Genomic DNA, 17,427 nt, shown 5'->3' with positions numbered 1-17,427 from the left:
TGCCCTGCGAACGGTTTGACGGACGAAGGGTCAGCAGGACTGGCGCACCACCAAGTGGGTGGGCAGCACCACCGAGCGGCCCGGCGTCGGGTCCTGCAGCAGTTCCACCGCCCGGGCGCCCAGGTCCTCGACCGGCTGGCGGACGGTGGTCAGGCCCGGCCGGGCGGTCGCGGCGGCCGGGGAGTCGTCGAAGCCGACCACGGCGACGTCGTCCGGCACCCGCCGCCCGAGCCGGCGCAGCGCCCGCAGCGCGCCCACCGCCATCGCGTCCGAGGCGGCGAACACCGCGTCCACGTCCGGGTACTGGTCGAGCAGCCGGAGCATCGCGTGCTCGCCGGAGCGCGACCCGAAGTCGCCGTACGCCACCGCGCAGCGGGTCGGGTCGCCCTGGTCGGCCAGCGCCCGCCGGTAGCCGGCCAGCCGGTCGGCGCCCGCGGCGGTGTCCGGCGGCCCGGCGATGGTGGCGATCCGCCGCCGCCCGGCCCGGTGCAGCAGGTTCACGGCGGCCCGCGCCCCGCTCAGGTTGTCGGCGTCCACGTGCGCCAGCCGCTGCGACTGCGGCGGCCGCCCCAGCGACACCACCGGCACGCCCGCGGCCTGCAGCAGCCCGGGCAGCGCCGGGTCGCCCCACCGGCCGACCAGCAGCACGCCGTCCACGTGCCCGCCGCACAGGTAGCGCACCAGCGACGGCCGGGCCGGCCCCGGACCCGCCGTCAGCACCACCAACTCCCGGTCCGGGACGACCCGTTGGGCACCCGCCAGCAGCCGCACCGGGAACGGGTCGGCGTGGAAGCGCAGCACGTCCGCGAACGCCACCACGGCGATCGCCCCGGTGTCCCGGGCCGTCGCGGCGGGCGCCCGGCGGCGGACGTAGCTCAACTCGCGGGCGGCGCACTCGACGCGCGCCGCGATCTCGGCGGACACCGGCGCGGACCGGTTCAGCACCCGGGACGCGGTCGCGCTCGACACGCCCGCGCGGGCCGCGACCTGGGCCAGCGTCGGACCGGGGGGCGCGCTCGGCGCCTCGTCCGGCCCGGAGGCCGGGAACGGGACGGTGCCGCCCGGCTGGCGGGTGGCACCGATCGGGTGGGGGAGCGGGTGAACGGGCAACACGGTCGCCCTTCCTGACACGGGGTGGGGGAGTCCGCGGCCACCCGCCCGGGGCCGTCGGTGACCGCACCGTAGGGGCCTGGTCGGTGGACCGTCAAGGGATCCGACACGACCTCCTCGCCGCCTCCCCCCGCCTTCCGGCCATGCTCCGCCCCGCCTCCGTCCCACCCCGCGGACCAAGATCACCAGGCCGGGCCGGTTCCCGCCCGGGTTCCCGCCCCGGTCCGCGCCCGGCCGGAACGGCCCCGGCGGCCCGCCGCGGACCGGCCCGGCCGTCTCACCATCCGGTCGGCGACGCCCCGCGGCCAACCCGCGCGGCGCCCCCGGGAAGTGACGGGCCGTCGCCCGCACCGCCCGCCGCCCCCGTCCGCCGCCTGCCCGGGTGCGGAACCGGCCCGGTGCTAGGCTCCGGCTTTCGTCCGGGCCGGTGCCCGGCCCGTGCGGGGCCGGCACCCACAGGGGAGAGCAGGAGCCGAAGTGTTCGCAGTACGCAGTGCCAAGGCCGTGTCGATAGCCGTGGCCGCCGCCGCGGCAGCCGTCCTGACGGGGTGCAGCGCCGAGGTGCACGTGGGCACCACCCAGCCCACCACCGCCGCCCCGTCCCCGTCCTCGACCGCCACCACGGGCGCCGCGGACAGCGCGGCCCCCACCGACGGCGCGAGCCCCACGGGCGGTGCGGTGGCCCAGGGCGACGGGGGCGACGCGGCCCTCCCCAAGGTCTCCGCCGCCAAGGTCGCCAAGACCACGGCCCAGAAGCTCGCCGCCGCCCGCAGCAAGGCCGAGCCGAAGGTCACCTGCCCCGACGACCTGCTCGGCAAGGTCGGCACCGTCCTGCGCTGCCAGCTGGTCGCCGACGACGGCAGCACCCTGGGCATCACCGTCACCGTCACCGCGGTCCAGGGCACCAACGTCAACTTCGCCATCAAGGCCGACGACAAGGCCACCCCGGCCGCCTCCTCCTGACCCGCTCACGCCCCGCCGCGCGCCCCGTACCCGACCGGCACGGGGGTGCGCAGCGGGGCGGCGGCGTCCTCGGGCGGCAGCCGGCCGAAGGGGTCGCGCCCGGCCAGCGCGTCGAGCAGGAAGTCGACGGCCGGCGCCCAGGCGTCCGCGGCCCGGGAGAGCAACAGGTGCCCGGCGCCCGCCACTTCCAGCCGGCGCAGCGCGGTGACCGGCCGGGCCCGTTCGGCGTACGCGAGCGAGTGCGCGGCCCCGGCCTCGCCGCGGTCCCGGTCCCCGTGCACGATCAGCGCGGCCCGGCCGGCCACCTGCCCGACCGGCTCGCCGTCCGGCAGCCACGGGGCGACACCCGCCACCGCGACCACCCCCGGACCGTCCGCCGCCCGGAAGGCGGCCCGCCCGCCGAGCGAGTTCCCCAGCAGCCCGATCCGCACCCCCGGCCCGTGCGCCGCGCGCACCGCGTCCAGCGCCCAGCGGGCGTCCGCCAGGGTGTCGGCCTCCGCGCCGTTCCACCCGCGGAACCGGTAGCGCAGCCGCACCACCGCCACCCCGTCCGCCCGCCCGGCCGCGGCCAACCGCCGCGCGGGCTCCGCCATCCCGAACGCGGCCAGCCGGGACGGCCGCCCGTGCCCCCGCACCGCCCCGCCCGGCAGCAGCAGGACGACCCCGCGCACCGCCGCCCCGTCCGCCCCGCCCGCCCCGCCCTGCGGCAGGAGTTCCGGCACCCGCCGCCGGTTCCCGCCCGACCCGCTCGACCCGTTCAACCCGTCCCCCTCGGTCCTGTCCGCCGTGTGCTGCCGACGATCATCCGGGGAGCCGGGGGCGGCCCGGCAGTGCCGGCGGTCCGCGATCGGGCATGACGGATGTCACCGCGCGGAGCCCCGCCCCCGGCTCCCCGGAACCCCTGTCGGGCCGCTCCGCCCCCGGCCTACACTCGCCCCCGTGACCAAGGACCTGAAGTGCACCCACTGCGGGAACCCCGGACTCGACCAGGGCTTCCTCGAGGACAGCGGCGAGCACAGCCACGGCGACACCCGCTGGATCGCCGGCCCGCTGGAGCGCGGCGTCTTCGGCCGGGCCAAGCGCCTGGGCCGCCCCCGCTTCCAGCTCGACGCCTTCCGCTGCCCGAACTGCGGCCACCTGGAACTGTTCGCCCGTCAGGAACTCGGCTGACCGGCCGGGCCCCCGCACCGCCGACCGCCCCTGCCCCGGAGGCACCGTGAAACTGCTCCTCACCTCTGCCGGAGTGAAGAACCCCAGCATCCGGCGGGCCCTGGTCGACCTGCTGGGCAAACCGATCGAGGAGGCCGACGCCCTGTGCATCCCCACCGCGGGCTACGGCCACCCGATGGGCAGCCCGGCCGGGGCCTGGCGCTTCGTCACCGGGCGCTCCACCACCCCGATGTGCGAACTCGGCTGGAAGTCCATGGGCGTCCTGGAGCTCACCGCGCTGCCCAGCATCGGCCCGGAGCGCTGGCTGCCCTGGGTCGAGCAGGCCGACGTCCTGCTCGCCAACGGCGGTGACGCGCTCTACCTGTGCCACTGGATGCGCCGGTCCGGCCTGGCGGAGCTGCTCCCCTCCTTCCCCGGGAAGACCTGGGTCGGACTGAGCGCCGGCAGCATGGTGATGACGCCCCGGATCGGCGCGGACTTCGTCGGGTGGGAGCCGCCCGGCGGCGGCGACGAGACCCTGGGCCTGGTCGACTTCTCCCTCTTCCCGCACCTGGACCACCCGGACCTGCCGGAGAACACCGCGGCCGACGCCGAACGCTGGGCCGCCGCCCTGCCGAACCCGGCCTACGCCATCGACGACGAGACCGCGGTCCAGGTCGTCGACGGCGCCGTCGAGATCGTCTCCGAAGGCCACTGGCGCCGCTTCTGAACGAGAACGGGGCGGCGTCCGAACGAGAACGGGGCGGCGTCCGAACGAGAACGGGGCCGGCGGCGCCCGTCGACGGCCCGTCAGCGGGCCAGCAGGGCCCGGACGGCCGCGGTGATCTCGTCGGGGGCCTCCTCGGCCATGAAGTGCCCCGCCCGGGTCAGCCGGTGGTCGAGGTCCGGGGCCCAGGCCCGCCAGAGCCCGGCGGCGTCGTAGCCCAGGCGGGCGCCCCAGTCCTGCTGGACGACGGTGACCGGCATGGCCAGCCGGGTGCCGGCGTCCAGGTCGGCCCGGTCGTGCAGGACGTCGATGCCGGCCGAGGCGCGGTAGTCCGCGACGATCGACGGGACGGCCGCCGCGCTCGCCCGCAGGTACTCCGCGCGGACCTCGGGCGGCAGCGCGGCCGGGTCGTTCGCCCAGGCGTCGAGGAAGGACCCGAAGAAGGCGTCCGCACTGTTGGCGATCATCGTCTCGGGCAGGCCGGGCGGCTGCGCCATCAGGTACAGGTGGTAGCCGACCGCCGCCGAGGTGCCGTGCAGGACGTCCCACATGTCGAGCGTCGGCACCACGTCGAGGATGCCGAGGTGGCTGACCGTCCCCGGGTGGTCCAGCCCGGCGCGGAACGCCACCAGCGCGCCCCGGTCGTGCCCCACCAGCGCGAACCGCCGGTGGCCCAGCGCGGCCGCCAGTGCCACCACGTCGGCGGCCATCGTCCGCTTCGCGTACACCTCGGGGCCGGTGGCCGCGGGCTTCCCGCTGGCGCCGTAGCCGCGCAGGTCGGGGCAGATCACCGTGTGCTCGGCGGCCAGCCGCTCGGCGACGTGCCGCCACATCAGCCGGGTCTGCGGGAACCCGTGCAGCAGCACCACCGGACTGCCGCTGCCGCCGACCCACGCGGCGACCTCCACCCCGTCCGCACCGGGCAGCCGGACGTCCTCGAACCCCCGCACGCCGAACTCCGCGGACTCCGTGGACTCTGCGAATTCCGCGGACTCCGTGAACTCTGTGAACTCCATGACAGGAACCTCTCCTCCGATCGGGAACCGACCGCACCAGCCTCGGCCCCGTCGATCAGCAACCGATCAGCACGCGCACCGTGCCCGGCGGCCCGGCCCCGCCCCGGAGGGAGGATGGGGGCATGCGAATCGACGTGCTCGGTTCCGTCCGGGCCCGGCACGCGGACGGCACCCCGGTGGAACTCGGCGGCCCCCGCCACCGCGAGGTCCTGGCCCGGCTGGTCGCCGCCGACGGCCGGCTGGTCCCCACCGCCACCCTGGTCGACGACCTGTGGGCCGAGGACCCGCCGCCGCGCGCCGTCGGCGCCCTGCGCACCTTCGTCGCCGCCCTGCGCCGCGCCCTCGAACCCGACCGGCCGCCCCGTACCCCGCCCCGCCTGCTGGTCACCGAGGGCCCCGGCTACGCGCTGCGCCTGCCCCGCGCCGACGTCGACGCCCACCGCTTCGAGGACGCCCTGGCCCGCGCCCGGCACGACCCCGCCGCCGCCCCCGACCTGACCGCCGCCCTCGCCGACTGGCGCGGCCCCGCCTACGCCGACCTGCCCGACCGGCCCTGGGCCCGCCGCGAACGGGACCGGCTCGAAGAACTGCGGCTGGACGCGATCGAACTGCGCGCCCGACTGCTCCTCGACACCCCGCCGGACACCGGAACGGAGGCCCAACTATCCTCTCTGGCAGCCGAGTTGGGCGCCCACGTCGACGAGCACCCGTGGCGCGAGGCCGCCTGGGCGCTGCTCGCCCGCGCCCTGCACCGCTCCGGCCGGCAGGCCGACGCGCTGGCCGCCCTGCGCCGCGCCCGCACCCTGCTCGGCGAACGGCTCGGCCTCGACCCGGGCGCCGAACTCCAGCGCCTGGAAGCCGACATCCTCACCGGCACCGCCCCCCACGGGCAGCCGCCCGCCGCCTGGAGCCTGCCCGGCGGCCGCCTCGGCCCGCGCACCACCGTCGACCTCGCCCGCACCCTCTCGCTCGCGGGCGGCGACGCCTTGCTGCACGCCCGCCGCGACCGCCTCGCCGCCGTCCACGCCGCCGAACGCACCGGCGACCCGCTGCTGACCGCCCAGGTCATCGCCGCCTACGACGTCCCCGCCCTGTGGAGCCGCGCCGACGACGCCGCCCAGTCCCGCGCCGTGGTCGAGGCCGCCGAACGGACCCTCGCCGCCCTCGGCCCGGACGCCCCCGACCCCCTCACCGCCCGGCTGCTGGCCACCGTCGCCGTCGAGAGCCGCACCGCCGACCAGAGCCCCGGCGGGCTGCGCCGCGCCGGCCGGGCCGCCCGCCGCGCCGAGGCCCTGGCCCGGCAGTTGGGCGACCCGGCCCTGCTGGCGTTCGCCCTCAACGGGGTGTTCCTGCAGTCCTTCGGCCGCCCCGGCCTCGCCCCTGAACGGGACCGCACCGGCGCGGAGATCCTCGACCTCGCCACCCGCCACGACCTGCCGCACTTCGCCGTCCTCGGCCGGCTGGTCCGCCTGCAGTCCGCCTCCGCCCTCGGCGACCTCGAAACCGCCGCCGAACACGCCCGGGCCGCCGAACGGCTCGCCGCCACCACCGAGGCACCCCTGGTCGGCGTCCTCACCACCTGGTTCCGGGCCCGGGCCGCCGCCGAACACAGCACCCGCCCCGGCGGCCCCACCGCCGCCGAGGCCGCCGCCCGCTACCGGCACGCCGACACCGCCCTGCGCACCGCCGGCATGCCCGGCCTGCGCCGCGGCCTCCTCCCGCTCGCCCTGCTCGGCCTGCGCCTGCTGCACGAACGCCCCGCCCCCGTCGACCCCCGCCTCGACTGGGGCCCCCACCTCCCCTGGGCCCGCCCGCACCTGCTGCTCGCCCAGGGCCGCCGCACCGAAGCCGCCGAAGCCCTCACCGCCCTCCCCGACCCCCCGCCCGACCACCTCCAGGAGGCCCTCTGGTGCCTCACCGCCCACGCCGCCGCCCGCCTCGCCGACCCCGCCACCGCCACCCGGGCCGCCGAAGCCCTCCACCCCGCCCGCACCGAACACGCCGGCGCTGCCAGCGGCCTGCTGACCCTCGGCCCGGTCGCCCGCTACCTGGCCGAAGCCCGTTCCTGCGCCGGGAGTTGACCCCGGGAGTCGACCCGGTGGTCGACCCCGGCGCCGGCCGCCCCGGGCGGGCCCGCGGCCGGGTGACGGCGCGTCAGCCGGGCCGGGCCCGGCGGCTCACCCGTCCGGGCCGCCGGGGTCGCCGCCGGGCCGGGCCGCCGGAAAAGTGGCGGAGAACGCCCGGCGCAGGACGGCGGGCGGGGAGTGCCGGGCGGAGCGAGAGGGGCGGCCGTGCACGGGCGACCGGAGCAGCCCGACTGGGGCGAGGCCCTGCGCCGCACCGTCGAGCGGCTGCGCGAGGAGCAGCGCCGGTCCGCGCCCGCCGAACCGCCCGGCCCGCCGCCGGTCGTCCCGGACGCGGCGCTCGACCCGGAGCTGGCCCGCCCGCCGGACCTCGACCTGCGGCACCTGCTGGACGCCGTCCCGCAGGCCGCGGTGCTGGCCGAGCCGGTGCTCGACGGGGCGGGCGCCGTCCGGGACCTGGCCGCGGTGATCGTCAACGAGGCCGCGCTCCGGCACCCGCACCACCCCGGACAGTTGCACCGGCAGGCCGACGGGGGCGGCGGCCTCTCGCTGCGCGAGGCGTACCCGGGGCTGTGGAGCGCGGCGTTCGCGGACACCGTCGGCGAGGTGCTGCGGACGGGGTACGCGGCCCGCTCGGTGCCGGTGCGGCGGAGCCTGCGGACGCCCGACGGCGGCACCCGCACCCGCCGCGAGCACGTCACCGCGCACCGGCTGGGCCGCCGGCTGCTGCTGGTGTGGCCCGACGACCGGACCGAGGAGATCACCCGCGCCGCGCAGCGCATCGCCCGGGTCGGCTGGGCCGAGTGGGACCTGGAGGAGGACCGGCTGGACGTCTCGCCCGGCCTGGCGGTGCTGCTCGGCCTGCCGCCCGACACCGCCGCCCTCACCCCCGGCCGGGCGCTGCGCCGGGTCACCGAGACCGCCCGCCCCGCGCTGTACCGCGACCTCGGCCGGCTGCTGGCCACCGGCGAGGACATCGACGTGCTGACCGAGCTGTACGGGGTCGGCCGGCCGCGCCGGGTCCGGCTGGTGGCCGAGGCGGTGCGCGAGGGCGGCGGGCCGGTCGAGGGCCTGCGGGTGGTGCTGCAGGACGTCACGGAGCTGTCGGAGAGCCGGCGGCGGCTGCGCGAGCAGCAGGAGGAGACCGAGCGCCAGGCCCGGCGCGCCGACGCCGAGCACCACGTGGTGCAGCGCCTCCAGGAGGCCCTGCAGCCGCGCTCCGCGGCCCTGGTCGGGATCGACGTCCGCACCGCGGTGGCCTACCGCCCGGCCGAGGCCGGGGTCGGCGGCGACTGGTTCAAGGTCCGCCAACTCCCGGACGGCCAGGTGCTGCTGGCGGTCGGCGACGCGCGCGGGCACGGCCTGGACGCGGTCGCCCTGATGTCGATGCTGCGGCACGCGCTGGCCGGGCTGGCGTTCACCGGCGCGCTGGTCGAGTCGCTCGGCGGCTGGCTCAACCGGATCGCCTGCGACGAGGGCGACGAGGCCACCGCCACCGCGATCGTCTCCCGCTACTACCCCGACCGGCGCCTGCTGCGCTGGATCTGCGCCGGCCACCCCCCGCCGGTCCTGCTCCGGGACGGCCGGGCCGCCCCGATGGCCGCCGACACCGGCCCGCCGCTGGGCGTGCTGCCCGACGTCGCCTACCGGGCGGTGGAGACGTACGTCCGCCCCGGCGACACCGTCCTGCTGTACACCGACGGCCTGGTCGAACGCCGCGACCAGGACATCGACACCCGCCTCGACGCGCTCTGCGCGGCCGTCCGGCGGCACGCCGTCGAGGACTGCGCGCACGGCCCCGACCTGCAGGAACTGGTGGACGCCGTGGTGCGCGACATGTCCGGCCCGCTGTCCGAGGACGACGCCACCCTGCTGGCCTTCCGCTTCGAGTCCGAGCCCGAGTCCGAGCCCGAGCCCGAGCCCGGGAGCTGAGCGGCCGGCGGTCAGTCGTGCGGCACCACCGCGACCGGGGCCTGCGCGTGGTGGATCACCGCGTGCGCCACCGAGCCGAGCTTGCTGCCCAGACCCAGGGTGCGCCGACGCCGGCCGACCACCACCAGGTCCGACTGCTCGGACGCCTCGACCAGCGCGGCCGCGCCGCCACCGGTGCGGACGTCCTCCAGGACCAGCGTGCGCGGGTACTTCTGCCGCCACGGGGCGACCGCCTCGGCGACCATGCCCACCGCCAGCGCCCCCAGCTCCTGCTGCTCGGTCTCCACCGGGATCCACCCGGCGTACCCGTACACCGGCGGCAGCTCCCAGCCGTGCACCACCCGCACCCGGGCGTCGCGCAGCTGCGCCTCCTGGAAGGCGAACTCCAGTACGGCGTCGTCCGGTTCGAGCGCGTCCAGGCCGACGGTGACCTCCGGCTCGTGCGACTGCGGCTCCGGCCGGCCCTCGCGGACCAGCACCACCGGTGCCGCCGAGCGGCCCGCCACGCCCAGGCTGACCGAGCCGACCAGCAGCCCGCGGAAACCGCCCAGCCCGCGGGTGCCGATCACCAGCAGCTGCCCCTGCTCGGCGGCGGCCGTCAGCCCGTCGATCGCGGCGTCCGGCACCAGCTCGCCGGTCACCTCCAGGCCCGGGTACGCGGCACCCAGCTCCTTGGCGACGTCGCCCAGCATGGATTGCGCGCCGCTCTCCAGGTCCTCGGCCTTCACCAGGTCGTTGGCCTTCCGGCCCAGGTAGGGCCAGGCGTGCAGCAGCCGCAGCGGGGCACCGCGCCGGCCGGCCTCCTGGGCGGCCCAGTGCGCGGCGGCCCGGCTGCGGACGGATGCGTCGACTGCGGCGAGAACGGGACGAGTCATGGCAGTGCCTTCCCTGTGCGAGTCCCCGCGGGCCCCCATCGCCCGACAGCGGGGTCGCCCCCCACTCTGCGCCCGCCCGTCCGCCCCCGCCAGGGCCGCCGGACCCGCCCGGACCGGGCCATTGGTCCCGGCGGGCGACGGCCGACAACGGCGGGCGAGCGGCGGGTGACGACGGGCGGGCGGCGGGTGACGGCGTCCGGGTCCGGGCGGGCCGGTCGCCTCCGGGCGGGGCCTTCGGCAGGTCGGGACGGGTCCAAGGCCCCTGCCGGGGCGGGTCCTCCGTCGGGCACCCTGGGGGTACCGGCCGGGAGGAGCGCCGGGAGCAGTCCCGCCCCCGTGCGCACCGGTCCGGACCGACGGATCCACGGGAGGTGACCGCAGTGACCACCGAACACGCGCCATCGAGCGCGCTCGCCCGCCGCTTCGCGGACCGCGTCGCCGACCTCGGGCTGACCGAGGGGCAGGCAGCCGCGCGGGCCGGCATGTCGACGGCCTACCTGCACCGCGTCCTGGAACTCGGGCCGGCCTTCGACCCGCCCGCGCTGCTGCGGCTGGCCGCCGTCCTCGGCCTGGAGTACGAGGAACTGGTGGCCGGACGCCCCGCCGAGCGGGCGGCCCGCCCCGCGGGGCCGGTGCCGGCCGGGCCGCCGGTGCTCGGCGAGCTGGGCGTCGCGGACTGCTGGCGGCGGCTGGGCGCCCACGGCCTCGGCCGGATCGCCCGGACTGGGCCGGACGGCCCCGTGGTGCGTCCGGTCGGCTACCTGGTGCACGACCACACCGTGCTGTACCGGACCGGCCCGGACGGGCCGCTGGCCCCCGGGGCGGGCGGCGACGCCGCGTTCGAGGTGGACCGGGCCGACCAGGACCTGAACGAGGGCTGGAGCGTGCTGATGATCGGCCCGCTCGAGTACGTCACCGAACCGGCGCTGCTCGCCGAACTGCCGCAGCCCGCCGGCCACGGCCGCTGGGTGCGGCTGACCCCCACCACCGTCACCGGACGGAGCATCCGGGCGGGCGGTCCGCGCCACTGAACCGGCCGGGCGCGTCAACCGGCCGGGCGCGTCAACCGGCCGGGCCGAAGGGGAGGGCGACCCGGGCCGGTCCGCCCGGTGGCACTGGGGAAGGCCACCGGCCGGACCGGCTACCCGCCGGTGCGGGCGGAAGAGCAGTCCGCCCCGACACGTCCGCGCTCCGGTACCGGATCGACTCCCCGCCACATCGGGAAGGAGCCGGCACCCCCGTGGAGCACGGGTTCTCCCTGAACACGGCCCACCGTAGCCCGGCCCCGGCACCCCGACTTGGCACCGGGTCGACGGCTACTTGGCACTCCATCCACCCCCCCTCGTCCGCCGCCGGGCCCGCCCGGCCCGGCGATCCGCCCGGCCCGGCGATCCGTCCGGGCCGCGGTGACGAAGACCCTGGGGGATGGTGGAACGGACGGGAGGAGATGCCATGCGCTGTCTGGTCACCGGGGCCACCGGCTACCTCGGCGGGCGGTTGGTGCCCGGGCTGCTGGCCGACGGGGCGGAGGTGCGCTGCCTGGTCCGCGACCCGGCCCGGCTGCGCGACCACCCCTGGCGGGCCGCCGTCGAGGCCGTCACCGGGGACGTCACCCGGCCGCCCACCCTGGAGGGCGCCTTCGACGGCGTCGACGTCGCCTACTACCTGGTGCACTCGCTGGGCAGCGGCCCCGGCTTCGAGGCCGTCGACCGGGACGCCGCCCGCGCCTTCGGCCGGGCCGCCGCCCGGGCCGGCGTCCGGCGGATCGTCTACCTCGGCGGCCTCGTCCCGCCCGACCTGCCCGAGGGCCTGCTCTCCCCGCACCTGCGCTCCCGGGTCGCCACCGGGCGGGCCCTGCGCGAGGGCGGCACGCCCGTCACCGAGCTGCGTGCCGCCGTGGTGATCGGCTCCGGCTCGGCCTCCTTCGAGATGCTGCGCCACCTCACCGAGCGCCTCCCCGTGATGATCACCCCGCGCTGGGTGGACACCCGGATCCAGCCGATCGCCGTCCGCGACGTGCTGCGCCTGCTGGTCGCCGCCGCCCACCTGCCCGACGACCCGGCCACCGACCGGGCCTTCGACATCGGCGGCCCCGAGGTGCTCACCTACCGGGCGATGATGCAGCGCTACGCCCGCCTGGCCGGCCTGCACCGCCGGCTGCTGGTCGCCGTCCCGGTGCTCACGCCCGGCCTGTCCGCGCACTGGGTGGGCCTGGTCACCCCGGTGCCCGGCAGCCTGGCCCGGCCGCTGGTCGAGTCGCTGCGCCACGAGGTGGTCCGCTCCGAGCACGACCTGGACCGCTGGATCCCCGACCCGCCCGGCGGCCCGGTCGGCTTCGACCGCGCCGTCGAACTCGCGCTGCGCCGCATCCGCGACGACGAGGTCGACACCCGCTGGTCCTCCGCCTCGCTGCCCGGCGCCCCCAGCGACCCGCTGCCCACCGACCCGGACTGGGCGGGCGGCAGCCTGTACCAGGACGTCCGGGAACGGTACGCGGACGCGCCGCCCGAGGCGCTGTGGCGGGTGGTCGAGGGCATCGGCGGCGAGCACGGCTGGTACTCGCTGCCGCTGGCCTGGACGGTGCGCGGCCTGCTCGACCGGCTGGCCGGCGGCGTCGGCCTGCGCCGCGGCCGCCGCTCGCCCGGACGGCTGCGGGTCGGCGACTCGCTGGACTTCTGGCGGGTCGAGGAGATCGAACCCGGCCGGCTGCTGCGGCTGCGCGCCGAGATGCGGCTGCCCGGCCTGGCCTGGCTGGAGTTGACCGTCACCCCCGACGGCACCGGCTCCCGCTACCGCCAGCGCGCCCTGTTCCACCCGCACGGCCTGGCCGGGCAGGCGTACTGGTGGTCGGTGGCCCCGTTCCACGCGGTCGTCTTCGGCGGGATGGCCCGCAACATCGCCGCCCGCGCCGAGTCCGGATGAGCGCCGCCCGGGGGGTTGGTTGCGGAGATCCCCCCGGGACGAGATATCTTGACGTCAAGACGTTGCAGACGTGGAAGCTGGAGCTACGGTGACTGACTCGACCATCATCTACACCCACACGGACGAGGCCCCCGCCCTCGCCACGTACTCGTTCCTGCCGGTCGTCCAGGCGTACGCCTCCACCGCCGGGGTGAGCGTGGAGACCCGCGACATCTCGCTGGCCGGTCGGATCATCGCCGTCTTCCCGGAGTACCTCCAGGAGGACCAGCGCATCGCGGACGCCCTCGCCGAGCTCGGCGAGCTGGCCAAGACCCCCGGCGCCAACATCATCAAGCTGCCGAACGTGTCGGCCTCCATCCCGCAGCTCAAGGCCGCCGTCGCCGAGCTCCAGGCCCAGGGCTACGCGCTGCCCGACTACCCGGACGAGCCGAAGACCGACGAGGAGCGCGACATCCGCGCCCGCTACGACAAGGTCAAGGGCTCCGCCGTCAACCCGGTGCTGCGCGAGGGCAACTCCGACCGCCGCGCCCCGCTGTCGGTCAAGAACTACGCCAAGACCCACCCGCACCGGATGGGCGCCTGGTCGGCCGACTCCAAGACCAACGTCGCCACCATGGGCGTCAACGACTTCGCCTCCACCGAGAAGTCCGCCGTGATCGCCGCCGACGGCGCGCTGCGCATCGAGCTGGTCGCCGAGGACGGCACCGTCACCGTGCTGCGCGAGAAGGTCCCGGTGCTGGCCGGCGAGGTCGTCGACGCCTCCGTGATGCGCGCCGCCGCGCTCAACGAGTTCCTGGCCGCGCAGGTCGCCCGGGCCAAGGCCGAGGGCGTGCTGTTCTCGGTGCACCTCAAGGCCACCATGATGAAGGTCTCCGACCCGATCCTGTTCGGCCACGTCGTGCGCGCCTTCTTCCCGAAGACCTTCGCCGCGTTCGGCGCCGACCTGGCCGCCGCGGGCCTCAACCCGAACAACGGCCTCGGCGGCATCCTGGCCGGCCTGGACAAGCTCCCCAACGGCGCCGAGATCAAGGCGTCCTTCGACGCCGAGCTCGCCGACGGCCCGGCCCTGGCCATGGTCGACTCCGACAAGGGCATCACCAACCTGCACGTCCCCAGCGACGTCATCGTCGACGCCTCGATGCCGGCCATGATCCGCACCTCCGGCCACATGTGGGGCCCGGACGGCCAGGAGGCCGACACCCTGGCCGTCCTCCCGGACAGCTCCTACGCGGGCGTCTACCAGGCCGTCATCGACGACTGCCGCGCCCACGGCGCCCTCGACCCGGCCACCATCGGCTCCGTCCCGAACGTCGGCCTGATGGCCCAGGCCGCCGAGGAGTACGGCAGCCACGACAAGACCTTCGAGATCCCCGCCGCCGGCACCGTCCGCCTGGTCGACACCAACGGCGAGACCGTCCTGGAGCAGGCCGTCGCCCCCGGCGACGTGTTCCGCGCCTGCCAGACCAAGGACCTGCCGATCCAGGACTGGGTCAAGCTGGCCGTCACCCGCGCCCGCGCCACCGGCGACCCGGCCGTGTTCTGGCTGGACGCCGAGCGCGCCCACGACGCCGTCCTGATCGAGAAGGTCAAGGCGTACCTGCCCGAGCACGACACCGAGGGCCTGGACATCCAGATCCTCTCCCCGGTCGAGGCCACCAAGCTCTCGCTGGAGCGCATCCGCCGCGGCGAGAACACCATCTCGGTCACCGGCAACGTGCTGCGCGACTACCTGACCGACCTGTTCCCGATCCTGGAGCTGGGCACCAGCGCCAAGATGCTGTCGGTCGTCCCGCTGATGGCGGGCGGCGGCCTGTTCGAGACCGGCGCCGGCGGCTCCGCCCCCAAGCACGTCCAGCAGCTGGTCAAGGAGAACTACCTGCGCTGGGACTCGCTCGGCGAGTTCTTCGCGCTGGCCGCCTCCTTCGAGCACCTGGCCACCACCACCGGCAACGCCGGCGCCAAGGTCCTCGCCGACACCCTGGACCGCGCCACCGGCACCTTCCTCAACGAGGACAAGTCGCCCTCCCGCCGCCTCGGCGGCATCGACAACCGCGGCAGCCACTTCTACCTGGCCCTGTACTGGGCCCAGGAGCTGGCCGCCCAGACCGAGGACGCCGCGCTCGCCGCCGCGTTCGCCCCGCTCGCCGCGACCCTGACCGAGCAGGAGCAGGCCATCGTCGACGAGCTGATCGCCGTCCAGGGCTCGGCCGTCGACCTCGGCGGCTACTACCAGCCCGACCCGGCCAAGGCCGCCGCCGTGATGCGCCCGTCGAAGACCCTCAACGACGCGCTCGCCACCCTGGCCTGACGCCCCGTCACCGCCCCGGCGCCGCCGCGGCCCGCCCCCGGAAGGGGACGGACCGCGGCGGCGTCCGCGTTCCCGGGCGTTCTCCGGCGGCAGCGGGCCGGCGGGGGATCAGCCGCAGGCCGCGCCGTTCAGTGCGAAGGCGGCCGGGGCCGGGTTGGTGGCGCCCTGGGTGGCGAGGAAGCCGAGGGTGACCGAGCCGCCCGCCGGGATCGTCCAGGTGTAGTCCGCCGGGGCCACGCTCACCGCGCCCCCGCTCTGCGTCGCGGTGCCGCCCCACAGTTGGTTCACCACCTGCCCGGCGGTGAACGCGAAGGACAGTGTCCAGCCGGTCAGCGCGGCCGGGCCGGTGTTGCGGAGCACGATCTCGCCCTGGAACCCGCCGCCCCAGCCGTTCACCACCCGGTAGTCGACCCCGCAGCCGCCCGCCGGGGCGGCCGGGGTGGTCACGGCGACGGTCGCGGAGCGCGGCGAACGGTTGCCCGGCGGGTCGAAGGCGTAGACCGCGAAGGCGTACCCGGTGCCCGCGGCCAGGCCGGTGACGGTCACCCGGGTGGTGGTGGTCGAGGCGACCACCGTCTCGCCGGCGGCGTCCACCCGCACCACGTCGTACCGCGCGACCCCGGTATCGTCGGTCGACGGCGCCCAGGACAGGGTGGCGGAGGCGGCCGTGACCGCCTCGACCACCGGCGTGCCGGGCGCGGTCGGCGGCATCGGCTCGGTCCCGCCGGGGGTGAGGACGAAGGTGGTGACGCTCTGCGCGGGCAGCGTCGCCGTGAACGACCCGCCCGCCTGGGCGGGACCGGCCTGGGCCGCCAGCGTCCTGGTGGCGTCCGTCACCCAGGCGGACACCGTGAACCCGGTGCCGCCCGCCAGGGCGAACTGCTGGCTCACCGCCGCCGTCCCCTGGTTGACGGCCACCACGGTCACCGCGGACCCGCCCTGGTACGCGGAGGTCCACACGTTCGCCTGCGGGTTCGCGGGCGCGTCCAGCCGCACGTGCCCGGGGCGGACGAACTTCGCGAAGTGCGCCATCACCGCGCCCCGCTTGCTGAGCTGCCCGTCCTCGCGCATCGGCCCGTAGCTGCGCCGGATGTACCACCACACGTACGCCTGGAACCCGCCGTCCACCAGCGCGTGGTGCATGTGCTCGCCGACGCCGAGCGCCTGCGGCCACAGGTCCGCAGAGTCGGAGCTGTTGGGGTAGTACACCTCCGTCATCCACAGCTCCTTGCCCTGGCCCTTCTGCTGGAACAGCGGGTAGGGGAAGTTCGCGTACGGGGTGCCGTACAGGTGCGCGCCGAGGACGTCCAGGTTCGCGAGCGCCACCGGGTCGTTCAGGACCGGGTCGGAGAGGCCCTTGACGTACTGGAAGGACTCCGGGGCGATCACCCGGGTGCCGATCGCGCCCGCGTTCTCGCGCAGGAAGCGGACGATCTCGTCGGACGTCCACCAGGTCCAGTCCTGCGCGTAGTCGGGCTCGTTCTGCACCGAGACGGCGTACAGCTCGACCCCGTTGTCCGCCATGAACACCCGGAAGTCCTCCAGGTGTTGGGCGTACGCGCCGTACTGGTCGTGGCGCAGCCGCCGGGCATCGGTCTGGCTGCCGCGGACGAAGGTCTCCACCAGGGCGGCCGGCGGGTTCCAGGGCGTGGCGAAGACGATCGCGCCGAGTTCGGCCGCCCGCTTCGCGGTCGCCACCTCGCGGCTCCAGTTCGCCCGGTCCTCGTCGACGTGGATCCGCAGCACGGTGAAGCCCAGCTGGCCCGGGCCGTTGCCGAACGCCGTCTCGCGCTGGGCCGCCGTCAGGTCGCCGGCCCACAGCGGGTGGTTCATGCCGCCGAAGCCGCGGATGCTCTGGCGGCGCGCGGCCGGGTCGATCAGCACGGTCGCGGTCGCGGTCGCGGTCGCGATCGTCGCGGCAGCGGCAGCGGCAGCGGCAGCGGCGGGGAGCGGGGCGGCGGCCGCGGCGAGGACCGGGAGGGCGCCGAGCGCGGCCAGCACGGTCCGGCGGCTCGGGGCGGCGGGCCGGTCGGTCGGGGGTTCCTGCGGGGCTGGCGTCACGGCTCTCTCCTGGGTCTCGGTGCGAGCGGGGACCGGTCCGGGGGCGGGGAGCATTGTCGGCCCCCGCCCGCGCCGCCGGTCAAGGCGGCCGCGGGCCCGGCGGCCCGGCCGGCCGGGCCCGGGTCGGGGCGCCCGGGGGATCGGGGCAGGTCGGCGCGGCCGGGCGGGCGGGCGGGCCGCCGGGCAGCGGGCCCGGCCGCGGTGAAACGAACAGAAAACCGGGGCGTCCGGCCGCTGCGGCCCGGACCTCCGCCGGGAACGGGCGGGCGCGCACTACAGT

Annotated in this window: 13 protein-coding genes; 8 read left to right on the top strand and 5 right to left on the bottom strand. The window is 76.9% G+C overall.

Annotated elements, in window-relative coordinates; translation table 11 throughout:
* Nucleotides 1-30 precede the first annotated feature (30 nt).
* Nucleotides 31-1,113: a LacI family DNA-binding transcriptional regulator gene (locus IH44_RS0113545; RefSeq protein ID WP_232794931.1), complete on the bottom strand. Its 1,083-nt coding sequence runs from the start codon at nucleotides 1,111-1,113 to the stop codon at nucleotides 31-33.
* 474 nt (nucleotides 1,114-1,587) lie between these two features.
* Here IH44_RS0113545 and IH44_RS48000 point away from each other — a divergent pair, with 474 nt between their 5' ends.
* Nucleotides 1,588-2,073: a DUF4333 domain-containing protein gene (locus tag IH44_RS48000; RefSeq protein ID WP_232794930.1), complete on the top strand. Its 486-nt coding sequence runs from the start codon at nucleotides 1,588-1,590 to the stop codon at nucleotides 2,071-2,073.
* 5 nt (nucleotides 2,074-2,078) lie between these two features.
* On the opposite strand, the gene IH44_RS0113535 is transcribed toward IH44_RS48000, so the two are convergent.
* Nucleotides 2,079-2,795: an alpha/beta hydrolase gene (locus IH44_RS0113535; RefSeq protein ID WP_035954983.1), complete on the bottom strand. Its 717-nt coding sequence runs from the start codon at nucleotides 2,793-2,795 to the stop codon at nucleotides 2,079-2,081.
* A 217-nt stretch (nucleotides 2,796-3,012) separates the two neighbouring features.
* On the opposite strand from IH44_RS0113535, the gene IH44_RS0113530 reads away from it, so the two are divergent.
* Nucleotides 3,013-3,243: a hypothetical protein gene (locus IH44_RS0113530; protein ID WP_051816860.1), complete on the top strand. Its 231-nt coding sequence runs from the start codon at nucleotides 3,013-3,015 to the stop codon at nucleotides 3,241-3,243.
* Between the two features lie 46 nt (nucleotides 3,244-3,289).
* Nucleotides 3,290-3,952 (top strand): Type 1 glutamine amidotransferase-like domain-containing protein, encoded by a 663-nt coding sequence (locus IH44_RS0113525; protein ID WP_030459759.1) that lies wholly within the window; start codon nucleotides 3,290-3,292, stop codon nucleotides 3,950-3,952.
* 80 nt (nucleotides 3,953-4,032) lie between these two features.
* Here IH44_RS0113525 and IH44_RS0113520 read toward each other — a convergent pair whose 3' ends face one another.
* Nucleotides 4,033-4,965: an alpha/beta fold hydrolase gene (locus IH44_RS0113520; RefSeq protein WP_081966884.1), complete on the bottom strand. Its 933-nt coding sequence runs from the start codon at nucleotides 4,963-4,965 to the stop codon at nucleotides 4,033-4,035.
* Between the two features lie 122 nt (nucleotides 4,966-5,087).
* On the opposite strand from IH44_RS0113520, the gene IH44_RS0113515 reads away from it, so the two are divergent.
* Together IH44_RS0113515 and IH44_RS0113510 are read left to right on the top strand one after the other, a co-directional pair.
* On the top strand, nucleotides 5,088-7,046 hold the full coding sequence (locus tag IH44_RS0113515) for a BTAD domain-containing putative transcriptional regulator (protein ID WP_030459757.1): 1,959 nt from the start codon (nucleotides 5,088-5,090) through the stop codon (nucleotides 7,044-7,046).
* 210 nt (nucleotides 7,047-7,256) lie between these two features.
* Nucleotides 7,257-8,981 (top strand): PP2C family protein-serine/threonine phosphatase, encoded by a 1,725-nt coding sequence (locus IH44_RS0113510; protein ID WP_051816859.1) that lies wholly within the window; start codon nucleotides 7,257-7,259, stop codon nucleotides 8,979-8,981.
* Nucleotides 8,982-8,992: 11 nt separating this feature from the next.
* Here IH44_RS0113510 and IH44_RS0113505 read toward each other — a convergent pair whose 3' ends face one another.
* The gene (locus tag IH44_RS0113505) at nucleotides 8,993-9,856 is read right to left on the bottom strand and encodes a universal stress protein (RefSeq protein WP_030459755.1); all 864 of its coding nucleotides are present in this window, start codon (nucleotides 9,854-9,856) and stop codon (nucleotides 8,993-8,995) included.
* Between the two features lie 380 nt (nucleotides 9,857-10,236).
* On the opposite strand from IH44_RS0113505, the gene IH44_RS46490 reads away from it, so the two are divergent.
* From IH44_RS46490 to IH44_RS0113490, 3 genes are all read left to right on the top strand, one after another.
* The gene (locus IH44_RS46490) at nucleotides 10,237-10,887 is read left to right on the top strand and encodes a pyridoxamine 5'-phosphate oxidase family protein (protein WP_035954979.1); all 651 of its coding nucleotides are present in this window, start codon (nucleotides 10,237-10,239) and stop codon (nucleotides 10,885-10,887) included.
* A 421-nt stretch (nucleotides 10,888-11,308) separates the two neighbouring features.
* Nucleotides 11,309-12,778, top strand: coding sequence for an SDR family oxidoreductase (locus IH44_RS0113495; RefSeq protein WP_030459753.1), 1,470 nt, complete (start codon nucleotides 11,309-11,311; stop codon nucleotides 12,776-12,778).
* A gap of 88 nt (nucleotides 12,779-12,866) precedes the next feature.
* The gene (locus IH44_RS0113490) at nucleotides 12,867-15,086 is read left to right on the top strand and encodes an NADP-dependent isocitrate dehydrogenase (RefSeq protein ID WP_030459752.1); all 2,220 of its coding nucleotides are present in this window, start codon (nucleotides 12,867-12,869) and stop codon (nucleotides 15,084-15,086) included.
* A gap of 108 nt (nucleotides 15,087-15,194) precedes the next feature.
* Here IH44_RS0113490 and IH44_RS42760 read toward each other — a convergent pair whose 3' ends face one another.
* Nucleotides 15,195-17,147, bottom strand: a complete 1,953-nt coding sequence (locus IH44_RS42760; RefSeq protein WP_051816857.1) for a cellulose binding domain-containing protein — start codon at nucleotides 17,145-17,147, stop codon at nucleotides 15,195-15,197.
* Between the last annotated feature and the right edge of the window lie 280 nt (nucleotides 17,148-17,427).

Origin of the sequence: Kitasatospora sp. NRRL B-11411 (genome assembly GCF_000721345.1) — a bacterium.
GTDB classification, from domain to species: Bacteria; Actinomycetota; Actinomycetes; order Streptomycetales; family Streptomycetaceae; genus Kitasatospora; species Kitasatospora cineracea.
This window is presented reverse-complemented; position numbering and strand designations above follow the sequence as displayed.

Coding starts and splice junctions, on each gene's coding strand:
- IH44_RS0113505 (WP_030459755.1), bottom strand. CDS start 9,856: ATGACTCGTCCCGTTCTCGCCGCAGTCGACGCATCCGTCCGCAGCCGG.
- IH44_RS0113495 (WP_030459753.1), top strand. CDS start 11,309: ATGCGCTGTCTGGTCACCGGGGCCACCGGCTACCTCGGCGGGCGGTTG.
- IH44_RS0113520 (WP_081966884.1), bottom strand. CDS start 4,965: ATGGAGTTCACAGAGTTCACGGAGTCCGCGGAATTCGCAGAGTCCACG.
- IH44_RS0113515 (WP_030459757.1), top strand. CDS start 5,088: ATGCGAATCGACGTGCTCGGTTCCGTCCGGGCCCGGCACGCGGACGGC.